This is a genomic window from Methylobacterium sp. A54F, assembly GCF_053346035.1.
Genome location: NZ_JBKFBF010000001.1, coordinates 321,400 through 344,451, shown reverse-complemented (window position 1 = coordinate 344,451; position 23,052 = coordinate 321,400). Strand labels below are relative to the sequence as shown.

Genomic DNA, 23,052 nt, shown 5'->3' with positions numbered 1-23,052 from the left:
GAACCCGGGTCAACGAGGCCCGAGGCTCAGCGGGACGCCTTGTGACCAGCACGGCGTCATCCCGGGGCGCCGCAGGCGAGCCCGGGATCCAGACCCGCCGACGCCGCCTCGTCCTGCCGCCTCGGCGGGTCTGGATTCCGGGCTCCGCTGCGCGGTCCCGGAATGACGGCGGGGGCGGACCGGGGCGGCGGTGGCCCGGCGTCGAGCCGAACCCGGAGCCCCGGTGCCGACTTCTGCCGACTTGGCAGCCCTCCTCCGAGCCTGTACCCCGCGCCACGAAGGAGAGCGATCGATGCGGCTCGTGGTGGTCGGCGCCGACGGGCGCATGGGGCGGATGCTGATCCGCGCGGTGGTCGAGAACGGCTGCACGCTGGCGGGCGCCATCGAGCGCGAGGGCTCGCCCGCCCTCGGGCAGGATGCCGGGACGCTCGCGGGGATCGCCCCCCTGGGCGTTGCCGTCACCGACGATCCGCTGCCCGTCTTCGCCGCGGCCGAGGGCGTCCTCGACTTCACGACGCCGGCCGCCACCGTGTTCTTCGCCGAGCTCGCCGCGCAGGCCCGCATCGTCCACGTCGTCGGCACCACGGGCCTGTCCGAGGACGACCTCGCCCGGCTCCGGGCCGCGGCCTTCCACGCCCGCATCGTGCGCTCGGGCAACATGTCGCTGGGCGTGAACCTGCTCGCGAGCCTCGTGCAGAAGGTGGCCGCGGCGCTCGGCGAGGAGTTCGACATCGAGATCGTCGAGATGCACCACCGCATGAAGGTCGATGCGCCCTCCGGCACCGCGCTGCTCCTCGGCGAGGCGGCGGCGGAGGGGCGCGGGGTAAGCCTGCCCGAGGTGCGCGTCTCCACCCGCGACGGCCATACCGGGGCGCGCCGGCCCGGCGACATCGGCTTCGCGACGCTGCGGGGCGGCAGCGTCGTCGGCGACCACAGCGTGGTCTTCGCGGGGCCGGGCGAGCGCATCACCCTCGCGCACCACGCCGAGGATCGCGGGATCTTCGCCCGCGGTGCCGTCAAGGCCGCCCAATGGGCGCATCCCAGGCCCCCCGGCCTCTACGGTATGACAGACGTGCTCGGGCTGTAACTCCGCCCAAGCTTCAGCGCCCCGGGCGCCTCTGCTACGAGGCATCCGAACCTGCCCGCCCCGCCCGCCCGGGCGGGCGCACGCCAGACCAAGGAACGCATCGCGATGGAGCGCCTGCTCGTCCTCGCTCGCCACGGCCAGAGCGAGTGGAACCTCAAGAAGCTGTTCACGGGCTGGCGCGACCCGGACCTGACGGACCTCGGCGTCGAGGAGGCCCGCAAGGCCGGCCGCTGGCTGAAGGAGCAGGGCTACGGCTTCGACGTTGCCTACACCTCGAACCTGAAGCGCGCCCAGCGCACCTGCGCGCTGATGCTCGGCGAGATGGACATCGGGGATATCGAGGTGGTCCGCTCCGCGGCCCTCAACGAGCGCGACTACGGCGACCTCTCAGGGCTCAACAAGGACGATGCCCGCGAGCGCTGGGGCGCCGAGCAGATCCACGTCTGGCGCCGCTCCTACGACGTGCCGCCCCCCGGGGGCGAGAGCCTGAAGGACACCGCCGCCCGGGTCCTGCCCTACTACATCGAGACCATCCTGCCCCGCGTGATGGCGGGCGACCGGGTGCTCGTGGCGGCCCACGGCAACTCGCTGCGCGCCCTCGTGATGGTGCTCGACCGGATGAACACCACCACCATCGCGGGCCTCGAGATCGCCACCGGCGTGCCCCTGGTCTACCGCCTCAAGGCCGACACCACGGTGGCCATGAAGGCGGTGCTGGAGCGCGACATCGACCAGGATTGAGGCGGGAGACCGCAGGGATGGCGGGCGTCGCGCTCGCGCCGGGCCTCATCCACCATCCGGGTTTCCTCGACGCGGCGGCCCGGGCGCGGCTTGCCGCGGAGGTGGAGGCCGTGCTCGCCGCAAGCCCCCCATTCACGCCCCGGATGCCGCGGACCGGGCGGCCGTTCTCCGTGCGGATGTCGAATGCCGGCCCCCTCGGCTGGGTCTCGGACGAGGGCGGATACCGCTACCAGCCGCACCATCCCGCGACCGGAGCGCCCTGGCCCGACATCCCCGCCACGGCCCGCGCGGCCTGGGCGCGGCTCGCCGCCTACCCGGCCCCGCCGGAGGCCTGCCTGATCAACCTCTACGACCCAGGGGCCCGGATGGGCCTCCACCAGGACCGGGACGAGCAGGATCTCGACGCGCCCGTGCTCTCCCTGTCGCTCGGCGCCTCCGCCCTGTTCCGCTACGGCGGCCTGCGGCGCGGCGACCCGACTCGCTCGGTGCGCCTGCAGGCCGGCGACGCGCTGGTGATGGGCGGCCCGTCCCGGCTGATCCATCACGGGGTCGACCGCATCCTCGCGCCCGGGGACGACCTCTTCGGGGAGACCGGCGCGCCGGCCTTCCTGGCGCCGGGCTGGCGATGCAACCTCACCTTGCGCCGGATCACGATCCCTTAGGGCAGCACCCGATCGCGCTGCGACCGGGTGCGGCTCCAAGTCCTTGTTTTCGCGCGCTCTCTTGCACCGAACCGGCCTCCACTTCGGCGGCGAGCGCTCTCGGGGCCGCTTGACAGCGGAGCCACCCGGGCCGACGCATCGCATCCGGCCGGGCGCTCCGGCGGTGCGGCCAGGCAGAACGGGGAAGCGAGTCCGATGCGGTTGCGGCACGTCACGATGGTCTGGCTCGCGCTCCTCACCGGCGGCGCGGCGGCGGCGGAGCCGGTCTATCCGGCCGGGTCCCGCTTCGGCTTCGAGCCGCCGGCGGACATGGCGCCCTCGCGGCGCTTCTCCGGCTTCGAGCGCAAGGAGGGCGGGGCCACGCTCTCGGTGGTCGAGCTGCCCCCGGCCGCCTTCGCCGACCTCGTCAAAAACTTCACCGACGACAACCTGCGCAGCCAGGGCCTGCAGGTCGAGTCGCGCGAGGCCGTGAAGATCGGCGACGCGGAGGGCCTGCTCTTCACCGGCGAGCAGCCGCCGCAGGGCGACACGCCGGGGCCCGCCATCAAGAAGTGGCTCCTCCTCGTCGGCGACCCCACGGTGACGGGCCTGATCATCGCCCAGGCGCTCCCCGACGCCGAGACCGAGAAGAGCATGCGGGCCCTCGTCACGGGGGTCACCATCCGCCCGGCCCTGAGCCTGGAGCAGCAGGTGGAGGCCCTGCCCTTCCGCATCGGCGACCCGTCCGGCTTCCGGCCGGTGCGGGTGCTCGCCGGCAACTCGGTGCTGCTGACCGACGGCCCGAAGGACCAGATGACGAGCCTGGAGCAGCCGATCCTGGTGCTCGCCCAGGCGGTGCAGCCGCCGCCGACCGCCGAGCAGCGGGACGCCTTCGCGCGCGCCGCCCTCTACGCGAACCAGACCATGAAGGACTTCGCGATCGAGCGCGCCCAGAGCTACCGCCAGAACGGCGTCGACTGGCACGAGATCGTGGCCCGGGCCATCGACCTGCCGACGAACACGCCCGTGGTCGTCTCGCAGACGATCCGCTTCGCCCCGGACGGCTACCTGCGCGCGGTCGGCGTGGTGCGCGAGGACCAGCGCGAGGGCACGCTCGCGAAGTTCCGGCAGGTGATCGACAGCGTGCAGGTGAAGTAGCGGGCCGAGGCAACCTCAGCCGAGGGCGGCCCCCGCGAGCGCCCCGAGGCCGACCACCAGCCAGGGCGGCGCCCGCAGGCGCGTCAGCGCCAGATAGGCGAGGCCCGCCAGGAGCGCGTCGGCCGGCCCGCGGATGCCCGCCGTCAGCACGGGCGTCCAGAGGGCGGCCAGCAGGAGGCCCACCACCGCCGCGTTGACGCCGGTGAGCGCCGCCCGCGCCCGCCGGTTCCCCCGGAGGCCGGCCCAGAACGGCAGGGCGCCGAACACCAGCAGCGCCGAGGGCAGGAAGATCGCCAGGAGCGCCAGGGCCGCGCCGGCCCAGCCGCTCGGCAGGGCGCCCGAGGCGGCGCCCAGGTAGGCCGCGAGGGTGAAGAGCGGGCCCGGCACCGCCTGCGCGGCCCCGTAGCCCGCCAGGAACACGTCGTTCGAGACGAAGCCCGGCACCATCGCGGATTGCAGCAGCGGCAGCACCACGTGGCCGCCCCCGAACACCAGCGCGCCGCCCCGGACCATGGCCTCCGCGAGGCGCAGGGGCGGGCTGGGGTGGAGCGCCGCCAGCAGCGGCAGGCCGACGAGCAGCGCGGCGCACAGGGCGAGGCAGGCCAGCGCCGTGCGCCGGCCGATCGGGGCCGGCGGCGTTGCGCCGGCGTCGGGCACCGGGGCGTTCCGGTACAGGGCGAGGCCCGCCGCGACGCCGAGGAGGAGCGCGCCGACCTGCCCGCCGGGCCCGGGCGCGGCGAGGGCCACCGCGGCCGCCGCGAGGGCGAGGCCGCGGCGGGGCCAGTCCGGGGCGAGGCTGCGGGCCATGCCGACCACGGCCTGCGCCACCACGGCGGCCGCCACGGCCTTCAGCCCGTGCAGCCAGCCGGCCCCCAGCTCGGTCCCTGCCCCCGCGACGCCGAAGGCGAACAGGGTGAGGAGGAGGGCGGAGGGCAGCGTGAAGGCCGTCCAGGCGGCGAGCGCCCCGAGCGGGCCCGCCCGCAGCAGCCCGATCGCCAGCCCGACCTGGCTGGAGGCGGGCCCCGGCAGGAACTGGCACAGGGCGACGATGTCGGCGTAGGCCGCCTCGTCGAACCAGCGCCGCCGGATCACGAACGCCTCGCGGAAGTAGCCGAGATGGGCGACGGGGCCGCCGAAGGCCGTCAGCCCGAGCCTCAGGAAGGCGCCGAAGACTTCGGCCGGCCGTCCGGGCGGTGTCCGGAGCGCGGGGCCGGCCCCGTCCGGCAGTGCCGCCGCGAGCCGGCTCTCCGCCGTCAGGCCGCCACCCGCCCGTCCAGCGGGAAGACCTTGGCGGGGTTCATGAGCCAGGCCGGGTCGAACACGTTCTTGACCCGCATCTGCTGCTCCAGGTCGGCCTGGTTGTACTGGAAGCGCATCAGCTCCCGCTTCTCGATGCCGACGCCGTGCTCGCCGGTGAGGCAGCCGCCCACCTCGACGCAGAGCTTGAGGATCTCGTCGCCCGCGGCCTCGGCCTTCTGCAATTCGCCCGGCTTGTTGATGTCGAACAGGATCAGCGGGTGCAGGTTGCCGTCGCCCGCGTGGAAGACGTTGGCGACGCGCAGCCCGTGGCCGGCGCAGATCGCGCCGATCCGCTCCAGCACGGGCCCGAGCTGGCCCGTCGGGATGGTGCCGTCCATGCAGATGTAGTCCGAGATCCGGCCCGTCGCCCCGAAGGCGGACTTGCGCCCCTTCCAGATCGCGGCGGACTCGGCCTCCGACTGCGAGACCTTGAGGCTCGTGACGGTGAACCCCTTCGCGATCTCGACGATCCGCGCGAGGGTGGCGTCGCACTCGGCGTCGGAGCCTTCCACCTCGATGATCAGCATGGCCTCCGCGTCCCGCGGGTAGCCGGCCTGCGCGAAGTCCTCGGTGATCAGGATCGCCTCGCGGTCCATGTACTCGATCGCCACCGGGATGATGCCGGCCGCGATGATCGCCGCCACGCACCGGCCCGCATCCTCCACCGCCGAGAACCCGATCAGCATGGGCCGGGCGCCCTCCGCGGCGCGCAGGATGCGCACGGTGGCCTCGGTGACGATGCCGAGCTGCCCCTCGGAGCCGCAGATCAGGCCGAGCAGGTCGTAGCCGGCGCTGTCGAGGTGGTCGCCGCCGAGCTCCACCACCGTGCCGTCGTTCATCACGAGGGTGACGCCCATCAGGTTGTTGGTGGTCACCCCGTACTTGAGGCAGTGGGCGCCGCCCGAGTTCATGGCGATGTTGCCCGCGATGGTGCAGGCGAGCTGGCTCGACGGGTCGGGGGCGTAGAAGAAGCCCTCGTGGGAGACCGCGCCCGAGATCGCGAGGTTGGTGATGCCCGTCTCGACGCGGGCCGTGCGGTTGGCGAAGTCCACGTCGAGCACGCGGGTCATCTTGCCGACGCCGACGATGATGGCGTCCTCCTGGGCGATGGCCCCGCCGGCGAGCGAGGTGCCGGCGCCACGCGGCACCACCCGGACGCCGTTGGCGTGGCAATAGGCCAGCACCGCCGAGACCTCCGCGGTGGTGGAGGGCAGCACCACGGCGAGCGGCATCTTGCGGTAGGCGGTGAGGCCGTCGGTCTCGAAGGCCCGGCGCTCGTCCTCGGTGACGACGAGCGCCTCGGGCGCCACCAGCGGGCGCAGGCCCGCGATGATCGCGTCGCGCCGGGCGACGACGCCCGCGTCGGGCTCGGGAAAACGGATCGACATGGCGTTCCTCCGGATGCGGCCTTCAGGCGCGGCTCAGCTTCGGCCGCGCAAGCTGGATGGGCGACCGGGTTTGAATCGTTCTAGCCCAAAGCCGCGGCGGGCGCACGGGGAACCAAAAGGTGCATGGGGAACCGAATCGTGGCCGCCGGGCTTCCTTTCGTCGCGGATGCCCTAAATGCCGGGCTGGCGCGGCCAGTCTTGATCTGTTCTAAACGCAAAGCTCGGCTATAAACCCGGCGGCCTCGGCCGTCACTCTGGAGGAATATCTATGCGTCACCTCATCCTCGGCGCCGCCCTCGCGCTGCTGCTGCCCGTCTCCGCCCAGGCGCAGGACGCGGCCGCCGGCGAGAAGGCGTTCGCCCCCTGCAAGGCCTGCCACGCCTTCGGCAAGAACGGCGTCGGTCCGGACCTGAAGGGCGTCGTCGGCCGCAAGGCAGGCTCCCACGAGGGCTACAACTACTCGGCCGCCCTGAAGGGCTCGGGCCTCACCTGGGACGAGGCGAACCTGAAGGAGTGGATCAAGGATCCGAAGGCCAAGGTGCCGGGCAACAAGATGGTCTATCCGGGCCTCAAGGACGACAAGAAGCTCGACGACCTGATCGCCTACCTGAAGACGCAGTCGTAAGGCTGCCGTAAGGCTGCAGCCGGTCACGGCAGCAGGAGGGCCGCTCCCGTCCGGGGGCGGCCTTTCGTTTGGGCGGATGTCGGGGGTCGTCCGGGGTCTGCGTCCCGCGTCAGCCGGCGGTGCCGTCGTGCAGGCCGCTGCGCAGGCTCACGAGGGTGTCGAGGAGCGCCCGGCGGGAGTCGAGGTCGAGCCCCGTCATGCCCCCGGCCTCGTCCGGGATGCAGGCCATGCGGCTGCGCAGGCCCCGGCCCTTCTCGGTGAGGAAGATGCTGACCTGCCGCTCGTCGGCCCGGTCGCGGGCGCGCCGCACGTGGCCGGAGGCCTCGAGCCGCTTCAGGAGCGGCGTCAGCGTGCCGGAATCGAGGAACAGGCGGGTGCCGATCTCCTTGACCGTCAGTCCCTCCTCCTCCCACAGCACGAGGAGGACGAGGTATTGCGGATAGGTCAGGTCGTGCTCGGCGAGCAGCGCGCGATAGGCGCGGCCGAAGGCGTGTGCGGCCGCGTAGACCGCGAAGCAGAGCTGGTTGTCGAGGCGCTGCGGATCGTCGAGGTTGCGCGCCGGGCGTTGGACGACGCGTGCCTCGGCCGAGATGTCCGGTCGCTGGGCCATCGGGTCCTGCCGCGTTGACATACGCACTATCCTACTTTGCCGCACCTTGTGGGCATCGTGCGCTCACATAGGTCAAGCAAGTACCTAGCCAAGGCGCGACAAATTCACAATGAATTGTGTGCAGGGCAGGTATCGGTTGCGGGCGATCGTCATTCGTGTTCCAAGCGCCATATAGGTTGCGCACAACCTAGTTCCGGCGATCCGCCGGATGGCCGACACGATGGAGCGAACCATGCAGGCACTCTACACCGCACACGCGCACGCAACCGGCGGCCGCGAGGGTTCCGCGGCGACCGAGGACGGCAAGCTCGCCGTCAGCCTGTCGACCCCGAAGGACCTCGGTGGCCCCGGCGGCAGCGGCACCAACCCCGAGCAGCTCTTCGCGGCGGGCTACGCGGCCTGCTTCCTCGGCGCGATCAAGTTCGTCGCCGCGCAGGACCAGGTGAAGATCCCCGACGACGCGAAGGTCGAGTCGACGGTCGGCATCGGCAAGCGCGAGGACGGCACCGGCTTCGGCCTCACCGTGACCCTCCGGGCCACCCTGCCGGGCATCGAGAAGGCGCAGGCCGAGGATCTCGTGAAGCGGGCCGACGTGGTGTGCCCCTACTCGCACGCCACCCGCGGCAACATCCGCGTGGACGTCTCGGCGGCCTGAGACACCCTCCCTGCCGGGCATCGATCCGGCAGGGTTTTCGCGGGGGCGCCGGCAACGCGAACACCGTGAGCCGGCTGCTCCTTAAGCCGGCTCATCGTCCATCAAGGGGTGCAGGTCGCGGACCATCCCCTTGAGGCGCTCGTCGAGCACGTGGGTGTAGATCTGCGTCGTCGAGATGTCGGCGTGGCCGAGGAGCTCCTGCACGATGCGCAGGTCCGCGCCGTTCTGCAGGAGGTGGCTGGCGAAGGCGTGGCGCAGGACGTGGGGGCTGATCCGGTCGGCCCGGATTCCGGCCGCACCCGCCGCCGCCTTGAGATCGCGGGCGAAGGCCTGCCGGGTGAGGTGCCCGCTCTCGCTGTCGGCCGGGAACAGCCAGGGGCTGTCGGCCGGGACGGCCGCGAGGTGCGCCCGCATGGTCTCCCGGGCGAGGTCGGTGAGCGGCACGAGGCGCTCGCGCCCGCCCTTGCCCCGCACCACGAGGTAGCGCTCGCGCGTGCGTGCCGCGCCCCGCGGCAGGCCGATCAGCTCGGAGACGCGCAGGCCCGTGGCGTAGAGCAGTTCGAGCAGGCAGAGCATCCGCCGGGCCCGGGCGGCCTCGCCCGGCGCCTCCGCCGCGCCGACCCGCTCGCGGGCGACCGCGAGCAGCCGGTCGACCTCGGCGACGGAGAGCACCTTCGGCAGCGTCCTGCCCCGGCGTGGGCCCGCCACGGGGGCGCTCGGGTCCGTCTCGGCCATGCCCTCGGCGTACAGGAAGCGGTGGAAGCCGCGGATGCAGGAGAGGCGCCGCGCCGCCGAGGAGGCCTTGAGCCCCCGCCCCTCCAGGGCGGCGAGGTAGCTCCGGAGCGTCCCGGCCTCGGCCTCCGCTGGGTCGATCCCGGCCGCATCGAGGTGGGCGAGGTAATCGTCGAGGTCGCGGCGGTAGGCCGCCAATGTGTTGGAGGCCGCGCCGCGCTCGGCCGCCAGCATGTCGAGGTAGGCCTCGGCCTCCGGCGCGCGCTCGGGCGGCGGGCGTCCCGTCACCGGTTGCCGGGCTGGAGCTTCGAGGCCGGAATGGTCACGCTCATCTCCCGCGGCGTCGGCTCCACGAAGGTCGCGAGCCCGAACATGCCGGCGAAGGCCAGGCCGGCCAGGATCGCCAGGGTGGCGATGAAACGGAACAGGGTCGGCACGTTGGGCGAATCTCGATCCGGGCGCGCTGGTCAGCGCCGTGCTGCGCTGCAGGGTCGAGGGGTTCGACCATGCGTCCGCCGCGATGGCAAGACCCGCGATGCCACAGCGGGCGGTTCAGGTGAGCGCTCCCCCGCGGGATCGCCGGAACACGGTTCGCGTCCCCCGCAAAACGCGCTAAGAGCCTCCTGAGCAAGCTCCCGCCGCAGCGCCGCGGACCGCCGGGGAGATCCGCCGCCAGCCGGGAGTTCGTGCGAGGCTCCAGACCGACGTACCGATGCGATACAGAGCCCCATGAACGAGCCCGAGCCAAGCCAGGCTGGCCCCAGCCCGGCCGGCGCAAGCCAGGAACCGGTCGAAGCACGCGTGCGGCGTGCCCTGGGCGCCCGCTCGATCGTGCTCGTCGGCCTGATGGGCGCGGGCAAGAGCACGGTGGGGCGGCGCCTCGCCGGCCGGCTCGGCCTGATCTTCAAGGACGCCGACATCGAGATCGAGTCCGCGGCGGGGCTCACCATCCCGGACATCTTCGCGATCTACGGCGAGCCGAGCTTCCGCGACGGCGAGGCCCGCGTGATCTCGCGCCTGCTGCGGGAGGGCCCCATGGTGCTGGCCACCGGGGGCGGGGCCTTCATGCGCGATTCCACCCGCGCCCGCATCGCGGAATCCGGTGTCTCGGTCTGGCTCAAGGCCGAGCTCGACGTGCTGATGCGGCGCGTGCGCAAGCGGGGCAACCGTCCGCTCCTGCAGACCGACGACCCCGAGGAGACGATGCGCGGGCTCATGGACCTGCGCCACCCCGTCTACGGAGGCGCCGACCTGATGGTGCTGTCGCGCGACGTCTCCCACGACCGCGTGGTGCAGGACGTGCTCGAAGCCCTGGACGCGCATTTCCGCGGACCCGCCGCCGAGGGCGTCGCCGCGCAGTAGGACGAGACCTCGATGACCCGCGAGCCCCTGACCGTCCACGTCCCCCTCGACGGGGGCCGGGACTACGACATCCTGATCGGCCGCGGCCTGATCGACGCCGCCGGCGCCCGCGTGGCGGCGCTCGGCGCCCGGGCGGCCGTGATCGTCAGCGACGAGACCGTGGCGGCGCTCTACGGCGCCCGGGCCCGGGCGGGCCTGGAGGCCGCCGGCCTGCGCACCGGGCTCGTCGCGGTGGCGCCCGGCGAGGGCTCGAAATCCTACGCGACCTACGCGGCGGTCTGCGACGGCCTCCTCGGACACCGGGTCGAGCGCGGCGACCTCGTGGTGGCCCTCGGCGGCGGCGTGGTGGGCGACCTCGCGGGCTTCGCGGCCGCGACCCTGCGGCGCGGCGTGCGCTTCGTGCAGGTGCCGACGAGCCTGCTCGCCCAGGTCGATTCCTCGGTGGGCGGCAAGACCGGCATCAACTCGCCCCACGGCAAGAACCTGATCGGCGCCTTCCACCAGCCCCGCCTGGTGCTCGCCGACACCGCGACCCTCGACACCCTGTCGGAGCGCGAGATGCGGGCGGGCTACGCGGAGGTCGCGAAGTACGGCCTCATCGGGGATGCGGGCTTCTTCGACTGGTGCGAGGCGAACTGGCGCGGCATCTTCTCGGGCGGCCCCGAGCGCGACGAGGCGGTCGCGGCCTGCTGCCGGGCCAAGGCCGGCGTGGTGGTGCGCGACGAGCGCGAGGACGGCGAGCGGGCGCTCCTGAACCTCGGCCACACCTTCGGGCACGCGCTGGAGCGCCTCACGGCCTACGACGGCGCGCGCCTCGTCCACGGCGAGGGCGTCGCGATCGGCCTCGCGCTGGCCTTCCGGTTCTCGGCCCGCCTGGGCCTCTGCCCCGGGCAGGATGCGGGCCGCGTCGCCAACCACCTGGCGCTCGCCGGCCTGCCGACCCGCCTGCAGGCGGTGCCGGGCGGCTGCGGCGACGCCGATGCCCTCCTCGACGCCATGGCGCAGGACAAGAAGGTGCGCGACGGCCGCCTGACCTTCATCCTCGCCCGCGGCATCGGGCAGAGCTTCATCGCCCCCGGCATCGACGCCGCCGAGGTGCGGGCCTTCCTCAACGCGGAGCTGCGGCCGCAGGGCTGAGGAGGGGGGCCGGGCGCGGCTGGACGCGCCCTTCGAGCCGCGCGAGGCCGACCGCCGCGAGGCCCACCGCGGTCCCTGCCAGGACGTCCACGAGGTAGTGCCCGCCATGCGTCGGCGTGGCGGCGATCACCAGGGCGTTGAGGACGAGGCCCGGCCAGCGCAGCCCGGGCAGCTGCCACAGGGCGGCTGCGAGGGTGACGGCGAGCGCGGCGTGGAAGCTCGGGAAGGCGATGATCCCCTGCGCGCCGTCGAGGGAGAGCCGGCGGAGGCTCCCGTCCCGCACGCTCAGGAAGTGGCTGTCATCGATGAACGGCACGTTCGGGAAGGCGGCCTGCGGCAGGTCGAGATGCATGAACACCGTCATGCCGGGCATCAGCCCCGAGATCAGGATCGACGCGAGCGCCGCGAGGATGATCGAGAGCACGAAGGCGCGGCAGGCGGCGCGCCGGTCCGTGAAGCACAGGCCCAACAGGGCGACGAGGATCTGGACCATGACGCTGCCGTAGGCGAGGCTCGCGACCGCGCTGAGGCCCGGGTGCGCGTTGATCGCGGCGAGGCAGGCCTGCCAGTCGAAGCCGAGCGCCCGGTCCCAGGCGAGGAAGCGCGCGTCCCAGGCCGGGCCGCCGGCCCGCGCGACGGCGTAGGACAGGGGGACCGCCGCGGCCGTGAAGGCGAGGAGCTGGGCCGCGTGGGCGAGGCTCGCGGCGATGCGCTCGTCGGGCCGGACGCGCCGGTAGAAGGCCGCCCCGGCGGCGAGCAGGCCGCAGGTGAGGACGACCGGGACGGCGCTCAGCGCGTCGAAGGACAGCCCGACCAGGGCGAGCCCGGCCGCACCCATCAGGGCGACCGCCGCGATCAGCGGCCAGAAGCCGTCGGTCGACCGCGTTCCGTTGCGCAAGGGACGACTCCTCGGATCTGCGCGCGAGCGTAGTGCCCGGGACAGAACACGACGTTAATGAGGAGGCCTGGGGGATCGCCGGAGGCCGGCAGGCGACTGGACGGCACCCGCACGGACGACGATACGGGCACGATGGAAACCCACACCGACCTCTGGCTCGCCGCGACGATCGTGGTGCTGTCGCTCCTCCTCTCGGCCTTCTTCGCTGGCGCCGAGACCGCCTTCACGGCGGCCTCCCGGGCGCGGATGCACTCCCTGGAGACGGCGGGTGATGCGCGGGCGAGCATCGTCAACCGCATCCTGGCCGTGCGCGAGCGCTTCATCGGCGCCATGCTGATCGGCTACAACATCGTGGCGATCGGCGCCTCCGCCTTCACCACGAGCGTCCTCACCACCCTGTTCGGCAAGAGCGGCGTGTTCTACGCCACGGCCGTGATGTCGGTGCTCGTCATCGTCTTCGCCGAGGTGCTGCCCAAGACGCTGGCCATCAACAAGGCCGACCGGGCCGCCCTGCTGCTGGCCCGGCCGGTCGCCTTCACGGTGGCGCTGCTCGGCCCCCTGGCGGTCGCCATCGAGACCGTGGTGCGCGCCATGCTCCGCCCCTTCGGCATCACCATCGACGAGAACGCCTCGATCCTCTCGGCCACCGAGGAGATCCGCGGGCAGGTGGCGCTGCTGCACCGGGAGGGCGGCGTCGCCAAGGCCGAGCGCGACATGCTGGGCGGGCTCCTCGACCTGTCCGACCTGTCGGTGTCCGAGGTGATGGTGCACCGGACCAAGATGCGCATCATCAACGCCGACCTGCCGTCGGAGGAGATCGTGCGCGAGGTGCTGTCCTCCCCCTACACAAGGATGCCGCTCTGGCGGGGCACGCCGGAGAACATCGTCGGCGTGCTCCACGCCAAGGACCTGCTGCGCGCCCTCGACGCGGCGGGGGGCGACGCCTCGGGCCTCAGGGTCGACGCGCTCGCGCTGGAGACCTGGTTCGTGCCGGACACGACCTCGCTGCGCGACCAGCTCAAGGCGTTCCTGTCCAAGAAGACCCACTTCGCCCTCGTCGTCGACGAGTACGGCGAGGTGATGGGGCTCGTCACCCTCGAGGACATCCTCGAGGAGATCGTGGGCGACATCGCCGACGAGCACGACGTCACGGTCTCGGGCGTGCGGCCGCAGGGCGACGGCTCCGTGAACGCCGACGGCTCCGTGCCGATCCGCGACCTCAACCGGGCCATGGACTGGAACCTGCCCGACGAGGAGGCGACGACGATCGCCGGCCTCGTCATCCACGAGGCCCGCGCCATCCCAGACACCGGGACGGCGTTCAACTTCCACGGCTTCCGCTTCCAGGTCCTGCGCAAGGCCAAGAACCGGATCACCACCCTGCGCATCACGCCGCTGGGGCCCGCGCCGAAGCGGCCGGAGGCCTGAACCGCGCGGTTTTCGAGCATGATCTTAACGAGGGGCTAAGGGCCGGCGATGGCCGCATCGCGCGCAGATGACGCGCTGTCCGGATCTAAATAGTACTTTTGGTTGTTGTCGCAACAATTGTATTCGCGCGCTGGTTACACTTTCCTTGCTTTTGCGGGGTACGGTCCACCGGCCTTCAACGGAAGGTGATCGCCCCCGATCCTCGGGGACGGAAGTCATCGATGCAGCTTCACACGCCGACCCTGCTGCTGGCGACATCCGTGGTGACCGCGATGGTCGGCACTCTGTTCCTGCTGTCCTGGGGACAGTCGCGGCGGGACTGGTCACTGGCCATCTGGGGCGTCGCTCACCTGGTCGGCGCGGCGGCTTCCACCCTGCTTGGCCTGCGCGGCGGCATTCCGGACTGGCTCTCGGTCGGTGTCGCGAACGCGGTGATGATCGGCGGCTACGGGCTGATCTGGAGCGGCGTCCGGGCCTTCGAGGGCCGGAGCTGGCGCCTCGACGTCGCGCTCGCGGGCGGCGCCCTCTGGAGCGTCCTCTGCCTGGTGCCGGACTTCTACGCCTCGCTGCCGGCCCGCGTGATCCTGGCCTCCGCGGCGGCGGGCCTCTACTGCGCCGCGGGCGGGTTCGAGATCTGGCACGGCCGGCGCGAAGCCCTGGTCTCGCGCTACCCCGCGATGGTGGTGCTCGCCGCCTACGCGGCCTGCTACCTCCTGCGGATTCCGGCGGTGATCGTGGTGCCCCTGCCGGCCGGCGAGAGCCTGATGACCTCATCCTGGATCGCGGTGACGTGCTTCACCGCGATGCTGTTCACGATCGCGCTCGCCTTCATCTTCATGGCGCTCACCAAGGAGCGGGCCGAGCGCGAGCAGCGCCTCGCCGCCGAGACCGATCCGCTCACCGGGGTGATGAACCGGCGCGCCTTCGTGGCCGGCGCCGAGGCCCTGCTCGCCGCCTCCAACCGCCCGGTCGCCCTGCTCCTGTTCGACCTCGATCACTTCAAGGGCATCAACGACGCCTACGGGCACGCGGTCGGGGACGGCGTGCTGATCGGCTTCTGCCAGGTGGCGCGCGCCCTCCTGCCCGCGGATGCGCTGATCGGCCGGATCGGCGGCGAGGAGTTCGCCTGCGCCCTCCCCGACCGGGCGCCCCGCGCCGCCCTCAGCGCGGCGGCCGGCGTGCAGGGCGCCTTCGCGGGCGTGTGCCTGCCCGACCTGCCGCGCCTGCGGGTCGGCGTGAGCGTCGGCGTCGCGAGCCGGCCCGCCGGCGAGATCGATTTCGACGCCCTGATGCGGGCCGCGGACGGCGCCCTCTACCGGGCCAAGCGCAACGGCCGAAACCGGGTGGAGGCCGCGGACGCCTCGCTCGACCGGGCGGCGTGAGGGTCTCGGCTCAGCCCCGAACCCTAGGAGGATGACCCGCGGCGCAGCAGGAACACCCCCTGCGCGCCGACGAGGTTCCAGAACCACCAGGGCATCGAGAAGCGCATCGGTCGCCCGCGCGCGTCGAGGGCGGCGGCCTTCTCGATGTCGGCGCCGACGGTGCGGCACAGGCCCACGAAGTCGCGGATGGTGCAGTGGTGGATGTTGGGCGTCTCGTACCAGGCTTCCGGCAGGATCTCGGTGACCGGCATCCGGCCCCGGAAGGCGAGTTCGGCCCGCACCCGCCAATGGCCGAAGTTCGGGAAGGAGATCACCACCTGGCGCCCGATGCGCAGGAGGTGCTCCAGCACGATGCGGGGGTTGCGGGTCGCCTGGATCGTCTGGGAGAGCACCACCACGTCGAAGGCGCCGTCCGGATAGTTGGCGAGGTCGGTGTCGGCGTCGCCCTGGATGACCGGCAGGCCTCGGGCGAGGCAGGCGTTGACGCCGTCGCGCGAGAGCTCGATGCCGCGCCCGTCCACCCCGCGCCGGTCGCGCAGGAGGGCGAGCAGCGTGCCGTCGCCGCAGCCGATGTCGAGGACCCGGGCCCCCGGGGGCACGAGGCCGAGCACCACGAGGTGGTCGACGCGCGTCGAGCCCGTCTCCGGGGTCCGGGGCAGGCGCTCGGCCGCGTCCCAGGGCGAGGGTGCGGCGGCGTCCCCGAGGGTGGTGGGGGCCCGGGCGTTCACAGGCCGCGGGCCCGCGCCGCCGCGTCGATGAAGCCGCGGGCGGCCGAGAACATCGCCGGCTCGTCGAGCAGGAAGGCGTCGTGGCCCTTGTCGGTCTCGACCTCCACGAAGGCGACCGGCGCGGCCGCCGCGTTCAGCGCGTGCACGATCACCCGGGAATCGGCGGTCGGGAACAGCCAGTCCGAGGTGAAGGAGATCACGCAGAAGCGGGTCTTGGTGCCCCGGAAGGCGTTGGCGAGCACGCCGCCGTGGTCCTCGGCGAGGTCGAAGTAGTCCATCGCCCGGGTCAGGTAGAGGTAGGCGTTGGCGTCGAAGCGCTCGACGAAGCTGAGCCCCTGGTGGCGCAGGTAGCTCTCGATCTGGAAGTCGGCGTTGAACGAGAACGTCGGCGCGGAGCCGCCCTGGAAGCGGCGGCCGAACTTCCGGTGCAGGGCCGGCTCCGACAGGTAGGTGATGTGCGCGCCCATGCGGGCGACGCCGAGCCCCTTGGAGGGGCGGGTGCCGGCCTCGAGGTAGCGCCCGTCCGCCCAGGCGGGGTCGGCCATGATCGCCTGCCGGCCGACCTCGTGGAAGGCGATGTTCTGCGCGGAGTGGCGGGCGCCCGTGGCGATCGGCATCGCGGCGAAGACCCGCTCGGGGAAGAGCGAGGCCCATTGCAGCACCTGCATGCCGCCCATCGAGCCGCCGATGCAGAGGAACAGGTCGCGGATGCCGAGGTGGTCGAGGAGCATCGCCTGGCCGCGGACCATGTCGCGGATCGTCACCAGCGGGAAGTCGAGCCCGTAGGGCCGCTCGGTGGCCGGGTCGATCGAGGCCGGGCCGGTGGAGCCCATGCAGGAGCCGATGACGTTCGAGCAGACGACGAAGTAGCGGTCGGTGTCGACGGGCTTTCCGGGGCCCACCAGGGTCTCCCACCAGCCCGGCTTGCCGGTGACGGGATGGGGGTGCGCGAAGTGCTGGTCGCCGGTGAGCGCGTGGCAGATCAGCACCGCGTTGGTGCCCGCCGCGTTGAGGGTGCCGGCGGTCTGGTAGGCGATCTGGAAGGGCGCGAGCTGCACGCCCGCATCCATCGCGAGCGGCGTCTCCGGCCCGAAGCGCGCGACCCGGCTCTTCGGGTCGAGGGCCTGCGAAGCCTCGGGGGCCGGCCGCGCGCCGGGCTGGGGCGCCGCGACGCCCGCTGTCCGGCCGATGTCCGAGAGAGTGTCCATGCCGCGTCTGGGGAGGCTTCCGTCCCACGCGCGTCGCGAGCCTGAGGTCCGCCCCGGCGCTTCACCGTGTCGATCGGAGGTAATGTGCGCACCCCCTGGCGTCAACGAAGGGAGGCGGCGGGGCCCCTGTCACGCGGCCGGGCCCCGCGACCCTGGCCCTTCGGCGCGCCCGGTCGTAAACACGGGCTCGCCCTGGACTCCCGACCCGTCAGCCGGACCCCATGCGCTTTTCGAAGAGAGCCGCGCCGCCCCTCGACAACCTCGCGGATCTGCGCGCGGAGATCGACCGGATCGATGCCGAGATGCACGCCCTGCTGATCCAGCGCGGCTCGATCATCGACCGGCTGATCGCCGTGAAGGGGACCTCGGCCTCGGGCTCCGCCTTCCGGCCGGGGCGCGAGGCCGCGATGATGCGGCGCGTCGCCGAGCGCCACCGCGGCCTCCTGCCCCTCGACACGGTGGAGGGCATCTGGCGGGTCATCATCGCGACCTTCACCTACGTGCAGGCGCCGTTCTCGGTGCATGCCGACATCTCGGGGGGCGACGCGGCGATGCGCGACTCCGCCCGCTTCCACTTCGGCTTCACGGTGCCCTACCGGCCCCACCCCACCTGCGCGGCGGTGATCGAGGCGGTGGCGGCCTCCCGCGGGGACCTCGGCATCTTCCGGTTCGATCCCCGCCCCCGGCGGACGCCGCGGGGCGAGGCCTGGTGGGAGGGCCTCGTCGGCGAGGGCCGCCCGAAGGTGATCGCCCGGCTCCCCTTCATCGAGCGCCCGACCCATCCGGCCGGCACGCCGGTCTTCGTGGTGGCCAAGCCCCTCGAGGACCCGGCAGCCGCCCAGCGCGACTGGGTGCTCCTCGCCGCCCGGGTGGCATCCTGGACGCCGGAGGCCGAGCGGGCGCTGCAGGACCTCTACGGCGAGGTGGTGGCCCGGGCGGCGAGCCAGGGGGGCGAGCGCCTGCTGCTGGCGGTCCCGGGGGGCGCCGGCCCCAAGACCCTGCGCGAGGCCCTCGACCGGGCGGGCGCCGGCGTCTCAGCCCTCGACGAGACCGGGAGCCACGCGGCGCGCTTCCGGGTGTGAGGGTGCGCGAAATGCTGTAGAGGGGCGGCCTCGGCCCACGCTTTCAGAACGTCGACGCCATGACCACCGCCCCGGATCCGATTCCCTCGTCGCGTCCCTTTTCGCGCCCCCAGCCGCGCCCCGGCGTGATGGCGATCGAGGCCTACGTCCCCGGCAAGAGCGGAGCCTCCGGGGGCCATCCGGTCTACAAGCTCTCCTCGAACGAGACGCCGCTCGGCCCGAGCCCGGCGGCGATCGGCGCCGTGCGGGAGGCGGCAGGCAGCCTCGCCCTCTACCCGGACGGCAGCTCCGCGGCGCTGCGCGCCGCCATCGGCGCCCGCTACGGCCTCGACCCGGCCCGCATCGTCTGCGGCGCCGGCTCGGACGAGCTGCTCTCGCTCCTCGCCTACGCGTATCTGGGCCCGGGCGACGAGGGCGTGTTCAGCGAGCACGGCTTCCTGGTCTACCGCATCGCCATCCTGGCGGCCGGCGCCACCCCGGTGGTGGCCCCGGAGCGGGACCTCACGGCCGACGTCGACGCGCTGCTCGCCGCGGTGACCCCGCGGACGCGGATCGTCTACCTCGCGAACCCCAACAACCCGACCGGGACCTACCTGCCCTTCGAGGAGGTGCGCCGGCTCCATGCCGGCCTGCCCCCACAGGTGCTCCTCGTCCTCGACGGGGCCTATGCCGAGTACGTGCGGGCGAACGACTACTCGGCCGGGCTCGACCTCGTGCTCGGCGCGAACAACGTCGTGATGACCCGCACCTTCTCGAAGATCCACGGCCTCGCGGCGCTGCGGATCGGCTGGATGGTCGGCCCCGCGGAGGTGGCGGACGCGATCAACCGCGTGCGTGGTCCCTTCAACCTGTCGGCGGCGGCCATCGCGGCCGGGGCGGCCGCCATCGCGGACGACGCCCACGTCGCCGCGGCGGTGGCGCACAACGAGGCCTGGCTGCCGCGCCTGAGCGAGGCCGTGCGGGCGCTGGGCCTCCGCGTGACGCCGAGCGTCGGCAACTTCATCCTGGTCCACTTCCCCGCCGAGCCGCGGCGCTCCGCGGCGGCGGCCGACGCCTTCCTGACGGGCCGGGGCGTCATCACCCGGCGCGTCGCCTCCTATGGCCTGCCGGACGCCCTGCGCGTCACCATCGGCAGCGAGGCGGCCAACACCGCCTTCCTGGCCGCGCTCACCGACTTCGTGCGAGGGCCGGATGCCTGAGGCCCGGATCGGCCGGCTCGCCATCATCGGCCTCGGGCTGATCGGCTCCTCGATCGCCCGGGGGGCCCGGCAGTACGGGCTGTGCGACACCATCGTGGCGATCGACCGGGACCCCGGCGTGCGCGAGCGCGTCGCGGCGCTTCGCCTCGCCGATCACGTCACCGGCGAGGCGGGCGAGGGGGTCGCCGAGGCCGATCTCGTCATCCTGTGCGTGCCGGTCGGCGCGGCGGGGGGCGTCGCGGCCGAGATCCGCGGCCGGATGAAGCCGGGCGCGATCCTGTCCGACGTCGGCTCCGTGAAGGCGGCGGTTGTCGCCGCCGTGGCGCCCCATCTCGGCGAGGGCGTCGCCTTCGTGCCCGCCCATCCGGTAGCCGGCACCGAGTATTCGGGGCCGGATTCCGGCTTCTCGACCCTGTTCTCCGGGCGCTGGTGCATCCTGACCCCGCCGGAGGGCACGGAGGCCGCGGCGGTCGAGCAGGTCCGCGACTTCTGGGCGGGCCTCGGGGCCATCGTCGAGACGATGAGCCCCGAGCACCACGACCTCGTCCTCGCCATCACCAGCCACGTGCCGCACCTGATCGCCTACAACATCGTCGGCACGGCCGCGGACCTTGAGGCGGTGACGCAGTCCGAGGTGATCAAGTTCTCGGCCGGCGGCTTCCGCGACTTCACCCGCATCGCCGCCTCCGATCCCACCATGTGGCGGGACATCTTCCTCACCAACAAGGACGCGGTGCTGGAGATGCTCGGGCGCTTCAACGAGGACCTGTCGGCGCTGGCCCGCGCCATCCGCTGGGGCGACGGCGAGGCGCTGCACGACCTCTTCACCCGCACGCGGGCGATCCGCCGGGGCATCGTCGCCCTGGGCCAGGAGACCGCCGAGCCCGATTTCGGGCGCGCCCGCCCGGCGGCGGAGCCGAAGGCGCCCTCTCAGTAGAGGGGCGCCAGCACCACGTTCGGAACCGGGAAGGGGCCGAGGGTCAGGCGGCCGTCGGCGAGGCGCAGGGGTGGCAGCGGCTTCAGGGCGGCCTCGCCGGTCGCGGCCTGGGCGCTCCCCTCGCCACCGGCGCCGCGGCGGCCCCCGCCGAGGAGCTGGCCCACGAGATTGCCGATCATCGCCCCCTTCTCGGCGCCGAAGCGCTGGCCGACGAGGCCGCCGATCAGCGATTCGAGGCCCGAGGCCCGCAGGTCGAGCTGGCCGGCCGGCCGGTGCGCCTCGTCGAGGGAGAGGGCGCCGCGGGCCTGCAGGCGCCGGTCGCCCTTGGCGAGGGACAGGAGGGCGATGTCGAGGCTGCCGCCGGCCCGGCGCCAGGCTTCGAGCTCCTGAGGCAGCGGACGGGTGCGCAGGCCCGCGGCCTGCTCCAGCGTCGCGTCGAGGGCGAGGTCGGCCGGCGCGGCGTTGCCGATCACGGGGTCGATGAGGGGCAGGAGGACCTGCTCGGCCCGCAGCGACAGGTCCACGGCGCCCTCGGATTCGAACCGGCCCGGCGTCGGGCGGGCATGCAGCTCGAGGTGCTTCGCCTCGAAGGTGATCGGCGCCGGCTGCGCGCCGGTGACCGCGCCCTTCGGCCCGTCGACCACCAGCGAGGCGCGCACGAAGCCGTCCGAGGCGCCGTGGAAGCTGCCCTGCAGCTTGCGCCAGGTCACGTCCGCGTTGAGGCCGCCCTGCTCCACGCGAAACGGCCCCTCGGCCTCGATGAGCCCGTGGCGCGGCTGGTAGACCTGCACCACCGCCGTCGTCGGGCCGAGGCTGAAGCCGCCGTCCGAGCGGGCGAGGCGCAGGGTCCCGCAGCGCAGCTCGATCCGGAACGGGTAACCCCCGACGCTGCGGTCGGCGCAGGTCCAGGTGCGGCCGGCCGCGGCTTCCCGCGCCATCCAGCCGTCGATCTCGGAGACGGCGCGGGCGCGGACGTAGAACCAGCCCGCGGTCCAAAGCACCGCGACGGCGAGCAGCAGGATGTAGGGAAGGAACAGCCCGACCCGCGATCGCCGCCGGACGACCGGGTCCGGCGCGGGCGGGGTCGGGTCTGCCGGGATCGACTGCTGCACCACGCGTCTCGCTCCTCATGCGGGCCGGGGGACCCTCTTGGAGAGGGCGGCGGCGCGGCGCAAGGCATGAGGCTGCGGGCGGGGCGAAAGCATGGCAGCCCACGCCCCGGCACCGGTTCAGGCGCGGGCCGGGTCCGCCCGCTCGACCGCGAGGTCGTCCACCACGGCGCTGCGCTCGGCCTCGCCCGCGGCGAGGCGGTGGACGTGCATCTCGGTGGCGCCGTCGCGGCGGACGCGGCTGAGCCAGGTGCGGGTCAGGCGCTCGCGGGGGCTCTCGCCGGCCGCGGCCACCTCCACCATCTCGGCGATGCCCGCCGCGTTGCGGCGCACCGCGATGACCACCGCCTGGCCCATTCCGTCGAACTCGGGCTCGGTGAGCTCGTGCACGCCGACCACGTAGCGCCGGCCCGAGCGGCCGCGCCACGCGCTGAGCGCCAGGGCCGGGGTGCCGCGCAGGCTCGCGGCCGTCCTGAGGCGTTCTTCCCGCACATCCTCTCTCCGGGTGCGATCGTCCTTCAGGTCGCGTAGCGCGGCCGACCAGGACAGGGCTCTCTTGTTCGCCATTTGTTCTGTATTACCCCGACGATTTCGCGGGCGTCAAGAACGACGCGTCCATGTCTCCGGAGATGGGTATCCGTGCGGTTATCCACAAGCCCGCAGCGGCGGTCCGCCGCGGGAATCGCTTGCGGAAACAGGCTCCTACAGGAGTCGCTCGGGGTCGGGGGTCGGAGCCGCCTCCGGCGCCGGCTGCGCCTGTCCGTGGGCCGCGAGGTCGGCCCGGCCGCTGGCCAGGAGCGCGTCGGACGCGGCTTCGATGCGCGCCTCCACGAGCCTCAGGAAGGCGGTGCGGTCGAGGCCCGGCGCGATGGCCGGCAGGAACTCGATGACCGCGGTGCCCGGCCGGCGCATCAGGCTGCGGCGCGGCCAGTAGAGGCCGGTGTTCAGGGCGACCGGCAGGCAGGGAACGCCGAGGGCGACGTAGAGGTGTGACAGGCCCTGCTTGTAGGCGGGGGGCGCCCCCGCCGGGCGCCGGGTGCCCTCGGGGAAGATGATCAGCTGGCGCCCGTCCGCGGTGGCGGCCTTCGCGGCCTGGTTCATCACCGCCATGGCGCGGGTGCCCTTGGTCCGGTCGATCGCCACCATGCCGCCGCGGGAGAAGTACCAGCCGATGAGCGGGATGAAGAGCAGTTCGCGCTTCAGGATGTAGGCGAAATCCGGGAAGACCGTGCAGAGCGCCAGGGTCTCCAGGGCGGATTGATGCTTGGCCGCGACGAGGAGCGGCCCGGGCGGCACGTTCTCGAGCCCCCGGAACTCCACCCGCAGGCCGCCGACGACCCGCAGCAGCCAGAGCGAGGCGCGCCCCCAGACCCGGGCGACCCGCAGCACGCCCCGCTCGGTGACCAGCCAGGGCAGGCCGCCGGCGGCGATCAGGGTGGTGGCGAGGTAGAAGCAGACGTTGAAGGCGGCGGAGCGGAGGGCGAGCATCGGGTCCCGGGTCCCGCGCGCAAGGTTCGGCGCGCGGGGCTCCTTTAGCCCGCGGGCGGGGCCGGTCACAACTCGGGGCCGGCAGGAAGCGCGGCCGCGGGCACGAGACCACCCGGGGAGCCGCGCCCTCCTTGACCGCCATCGCCCGGCCGCTCATT

General features: G+C 73.2%; 24 protein-coding genes. 13 read left to right on the top strand and 11 right to left on the bottom strand.

The window, feature by feature from the left end; translation table 11 throughout:
* Positions 1–292 precede the first annotated feature (292 nt).
* From dapB to ACLBXP_RS01685, 4 genes are all read left to right on the top strand, one after another.
* Entirely contained in the window at positions 293–1,087 is a 795-nt protein-coding gene (dapB, locus tag ACLBXP_RS01700) for a 4-hydroxy-tetrahydrodipicolinate reductase (RefSeq protein ID WP_447665788.1), read from the top strand.
* 105 nt (positions 1,088–1,192) lie between these two features.
* On the top strand, positions 1,193–1,828 hold the full coding sequence (locus tag ACLBXP_RS01695) for a 2,3-bisphosphoglycerate-dependent phosphoglycerate mutase (protein WP_447665787.1): 636 nt from the start codon (positions 1,193–1,195) through the stop codon (positions 1,826–1,828).
* Positions 1,829–1,845: 17 nt separating this feature from the next.
* Entirely contained in the window at positions 1,846–2,490 is a 645-nt protein-coding gene (locus tag ACLBXP_RS01690; RefSeq protein ID WP_447665786.1) for an alpha-ketoglutarate-dependent dioxygenase AlkB, read from the top strand.
* A gap of 195 nt (positions 2,491–2,685) precedes the next feature.
* Positions 2,686–3,627, top strand: a complete 942-nt coding sequence (locus ACLBXP_RS01685) for a hypothetical protein (RefSeq protein WP_447665785.1) — start codon at positions 2,686–2,688, stop codon at positions 3,625–3,627.
* A 15-nt stretch (positions 3,628–3,642) separates the two neighbouring features.
* On the opposite strand, the gene chrA is transcribed toward ACLBXP_RS01685, so the two are convergent.
* Both chrA and ACLBXP_RS01675 read right to left on the bottom strand, forming a co-directional pair.
* Positions 3,643–4,854: a chromate efflux transporter gene (gene chrA, locus ACLBXP_RS01680; RefSeq protein ID WP_447666203.1), complete on the bottom strand. Its 1,212-nt coding sequence runs from the start codon at positions 4,852–4,854 to the stop codon at positions 3,643–3,645.
* Between the two features lie 26 nt (positions 4,855–4,880).
* The gene (locus ACLBXP_RS01675) at positions 4,881–6,314 is read right to left on the bottom strand and encodes an FAD-linked oxidase C-terminal domain-containing protein (protein ID WP_447665784.1); all 1,434 of its coding nucleotides are present in this window, start codon (positions 6,312–6,314) and stop codon (positions 4,881–4,883) included.
* 268 nt (positions 6,315–6,582) lie between these two features.
* Between ACLBXP_RS01675 and ACLBXP_RS01670 the strand changes: the two genes are divergently transcribed.
* Complete coding sequence (locus ACLBXP_RS01670; RefSeq protein WP_447665783.1) at positions 6,583–6,939, top strand: c-type cytochrome; 357 nt, start codon at positions 6,583–6,585, stop codon at positions 6,937–6,939.
* Positions 6,940–7,048: 109 nt separating this feature from the next.
* Here ACLBXP_RS01670 and ACLBXP_RS01665 read toward each other — a convergent pair whose 3' ends face one another.
* A complete protein-coding gene (locus ACLBXP_RS01665; RefSeq protein ID WP_447665782.1) occupies positions 7,049–7,570 on the bottom strand; it encodes a MarR family winged helix-turn-helix transcriptional regulator in 522 nt (173 codons plus the stop codon).
* Positions 7,571–7,781: 211 nt separating this feature from the next.
* On the opposite strand from ACLBXP_RS01665, the gene ACLBXP_RS01660 reads away from it, so the two are divergent.
* Positions 7,782–8,204 (top strand): organic hydroperoxide resistance protein, encoded by a 423-nt coding sequence (locus ACLBXP_RS01660; RefSeq protein WP_447666202.1) that lies wholly within the window; start codon positions 7,782–7,784, stop codon positions 8,202–8,204.
* Positions 8,205–8,285: 81 nt separating this feature from the next.
* On the opposite strand, the gene ACLBXP_RS01655 is transcribed toward ACLBXP_RS01660, so the two are convergent.
* Together ACLBXP_RS01655 and ACLBXP_RS01650 are read right to left on the bottom strand one after the other, a co-directional pair.
* Positions 8,286–9,224: a site-specific tyrosine recombinase XerD gene (locus ACLBXP_RS01655; protein WP_447665781.1), complete on the bottom strand. Its 939-nt coding sequence runs from the start codon at positions 9,222–9,224 to the stop codon at positions 8,286–8,288.
* Positions 9,221–9,373, bottom strand: coding sequence for a histidine kinase (locus tag ACLBXP_RS01650; protein ID WP_447665780.1), 153 nt, complete (start codon positions 9,371–9,373; stop codon positions 9,221–9,223). Before ACLBXP_RS01650 ends, ACLBXP_RS01655 begins: the two co-directional genes overlap by 4 nt.
* Positions 9,374–9,665: 292 nt before the next feature.
* On the opposite strand from ACLBXP_RS01650, the gene ACLBXP_RS01645 reads away from it, so the two are divergent.
* Together ACLBXP_RS01645 and aroB are read left to right on the top strand one after the other, a co-directional pair.
* A complete protein-coding gene (locus ACLBXP_RS01645) occupies positions 9,666–10,298 on the top strand; it encodes a shikimate kinase (protein ID WP_447665779.1) in 633 nt (210 codons plus the stop codon).
* A 12-nt stretch (positions 10,299–10,310) separates the two neighbouring features.
* Positions 10,311–11,435 (top strand): 3-dehydroquinate synthase, encoded by a 1,125-nt coding sequence (gene aroB, locus ACLBXP_RS01640; RefSeq protein WP_447665778.1) that lies wholly within the window; start codon positions 10,311–10,313, stop codon positions 11,433–11,435.
* Here aroB and ACLBXP_RS01635 read toward each other — a convergent pair.
* Complete coding sequence (locus ACLBXP_RS01635; RefSeq protein WP_447665777.1) at positions 11,407–12,333, bottom strand: phosphatase PAP2 family protein; 927 nt, start codon at positions 12,331–12,333, stop codon at positions 11,407–11,409. The two genes, aroB and ACLBXP_RS01635, sit on opposite strands and share 29 nt — an antisense overlap.
* A 132-nt stretch (positions 12,334–12,465) precedes the next feature.
* Here ACLBXP_RS01635 and ACLBXP_RS01630 point away from each other — a divergent pair, with 132 nt between their 5' ends.
* Together ACLBXP_RS01630 and ACLBXP_RS01625 are read left to right on the top strand one after the other, a co-directional pair.
* On the top strand, positions 12,466–13,761 hold the full coding sequence (locus tag ACLBXP_RS01630) for an HlyC/CorC family transporter (protein WP_447665776.1): 1,296 nt from the start codon (positions 12,466–12,468) through the stop codon (positions 13,759–13,761).
* A gap of 221 nt (positions 13,762–13,982) precedes the next feature.
* Positions 13,983–15,143, top strand: coding sequence for a diguanylate cyclase (locus ACLBXP_RS01625; protein ID WP_447665775.1), 1,161 nt, complete (start codon positions 13,983–13,985; stop codon positions 15,141–15,143).
* 23 nt (positions 15,144–15,166) lie between these two features.
* Here the strand turns inward: ACLBXP_RS01625 and metW are convergent, their stop codons facing one another.
* On the bottom strand, positions 15,167–15,871 hold the full coding sequence (gene metW, locus ACLBXP_RS01620) for a methionine biosynthesis protein MetW (protein WP_447665774.1): 705 nt from the start codon (positions 15,869–15,871) through the stop codon (positions 15,167–15,169).
* A complete protein-coding gene (gene metX, locus ACLBXP_RS01615) occupies positions 15,868–17,079 on the bottom strand; it encodes a homoserine O-acetyltransferase MetX (protein WP_447665773.1) in 1,212 nt (403 codons plus the stop codon). Before metX ends, metW begins: the two co-directional genes overlap by 4 nt.
* A gap of 221 nt (positions 17,080–17,300) precedes the next feature.
* On the opposite strand from metX, the gene ACLBXP_RS01610 reads away from it, so the two are divergent.
* The 3 genes from ACLBXP_RS01610 to ACLBXP_RS01600 are packed head-to-tail and all read left to right on the top strand — an operon-like array spanning position 17,301 to position 20,297.
* Positions 17,301–18,161, top strand: a complete 861-nt coding sequence (locus tag ACLBXP_RS01610; RefSeq protein ID WP_447665772.1) for a chorismate mutase — start codon at positions 17,301–17,303, stop codon at positions 18,159–18,161.
* A 59-nt stretch (positions 18,162–18,220) separates the two neighbouring features.
* On the top strand, positions 18,221–19,360 hold the full coding sequence (locus ACLBXP_RS01605; protein ID WP_447665771.1) for a pyridoxal phosphate-dependent aminotransferase: 1,140 nt from the start codon (positions 18,221–18,223) through the stop codon (positions 19,358–19,360).
* The gene (locus tag ACLBXP_RS01600; RefSeq protein WP_447665770.1) at positions 19,353–20,297 is read left to right on the top strand and encodes a prephenate/arogenate dehydrogenase family protein; all 945 of its coding nucleotides are present in this window, start codon (positions 19,353–19,355) and stop codon (positions 20,295–20,297) included. Before ACLBXP_RS01605 ends, ACLBXP_RS01600 begins: the two co-directional genes overlap by 8 nt.
* Here the strand turns inward: ACLBXP_RS01600 and ACLBXP_RS01595 are convergent.
* The 3 genes from ACLBXP_RS01595 to ACLBXP_RS01585 form a co-directional block, all read right to left on the bottom strand.
* Positions 20,291–21,412 (bottom strand): DUF2125 domain-containing protein, encoded by a 1,122-nt coding sequence (locus ACLBXP_RS01595; RefSeq protein ID WP_447665769.1) that lies wholly within the window; start codon positions 21,410–21,412, stop codon positions 20,291–20,293. The genes ACLBXP_RS01600 and ACLBXP_RS01595 overlap by 7 nt on opposite strands.
* A 114-nt stretch (positions 21,413–21,526) precedes the next feature.
* On the bottom strand, positions 21,527–21,973 hold the full coding sequence (locus ACLBXP_RS01590) for a hypothetical protein (protein WP_447665768.1): 447 nt from the start codon (positions 21,971–21,973) through the stop codon (positions 21,527–21,529).
* A gap of 135 nt (positions 21,974–22,108) precedes the next feature.
* Positions 22,109–22,894, bottom strand: coding sequence for a lysophospholipid acyltransferase family protein (locus ACLBXP_RS01585; RefSeq protein ID WP_447665767.1), 786 nt, complete (start codon positions 22,892–22,894; stop codon positions 22,109–22,111).
* Positions 22,895–23,052: the final 158 nt, after the last annotated feature.

Bases quoted from the DNA above. Each gene is read 5' to 3' on its own strand.
- ACLBXP_RS01670 (WP_447665783.1), top strand. From the start codon at position 6,583: ATGCGTCACCTCATCCTCGGCGCCGCCCTCGCGCTGCTGCTGCCCGTC.
- dapB (WP_447665788.1), top strand. From the start codon at position 293: ATGCGGCTCGTGGTGGTCGGCGCCGACGGGCGCATGGGGCGGATGCTG.
- ACLBXP_RS01600 (WP_447665770.1), top strand. From the start codon at position 19,353: ATGCCTGAGGCCCGGATCGGCCGGCTCGCCATCATCGGCCTCGGGCTG.
- ACLBXP_RS01675 (WP_447665784.1), bottom strand. From the start codon at position 6,314: ATGTCGATCCGTTTTCCCGAGCCCGACGCGGGCGTCGTCGCCCGGCGC.
- ACLBXP_RS01695 (WP_447665787.1), top strand. From the start codon at position 1,193: ATGGAGCGCCTGCTCGTCCTCGCTCGCCACGGCCAGAGCGAGTGGAAC.
- ACLBXP_RS01630 (WP_447665776.1), top strand. From the start codon at position 12,466: ATGGAAACCCACACCGACCTCTGGCTCGCCGCGACGATCGTGGTGCTG.
- ACLBXP_RS01690 (WP_447665786.1), top strand. From the start codon at position 1,846: ATGGCGGGCGTCGCGCTCGCGCCGGGCCTCATCCACCATCCGGGTTTC.
- ACLBXP_RS01590 (WP_447665768.1), bottom strand. From the start codon at position 21,973: ATGGCGAACAAGAGAGCCCTGTCCTGGTCGGCCGCGCTACGCGACCTG.
- ACLBXP_RS01660 (WP_447666202.1), top strand. From the start codon at position 7,782: ATGCAGGCACTCTACACCGCACACGCGCACGCAACCGGCGGCCGCGAG.
- ACLBXP_RS01645 (WP_447665779.1), top strand. From the start codon at position 9,666: ATGAACGAGCCCGAGCCAAGCCAGGCTGGCCCCAGCCCGGCCGGCGCA.
- ACLBXP_RS01685 (WP_447665785.1), top strand. From the start codon at position 2,686: ATGCGGTTGCGGCACGTCACGATGGTCTGGCTCGCGCTCCTCACCGGC.
- metX (WP_447665773.1), bottom strand. From the start codon at position 17,079: ATGGACACTCTCTCGGACATCGGCCGGACAGCGGGCGTCGCGGCGCCC.
- ACLBXP_RS01610 (WP_447665772.1), top strand. From the start codon at position 17,301: ATGCGCTTTTCGAAGAGAGCCGCGCCGCCCCTCGACAACCTCGCGGAT.
- ACLBXP_RS01665 (WP_447665782.1), bottom strand. From the start codon at position 7,570: ATGTCAACGCGGCAGGACCCGATGGCCCAGCGACCGGACATCTCGGCC.
- ACLBXP_RS01605 (WP_447665771.1), top strand. From the start codon at position 18,221: ATGACCACCGCCCCGGATCCGATTCCCTCGTCGCGTCCCTTTTCGCGC.
- aroB (WP_447665778.1), top strand. From the start codon at position 10,311: ATGACCCGCGAGCCCCTGACCGTCCACGTCCCCCTCGACGGGGGCCGG.
- ACLBXP_RS01625 (WP_447665775.1), top strand. From the start codon at position 13,983: ATGCAGCTTCACACGCCGACCCTGCTGCTGGCGACATCCGTGGTGACC.
- ACLBXP_RS01585 (WP_447665767.1), bottom strand. From the start codon at position 22,894: ATGCTCGCCCTCCGCTCCGCCGCCTTCAACGTCTGCTTCTACCTCGCC.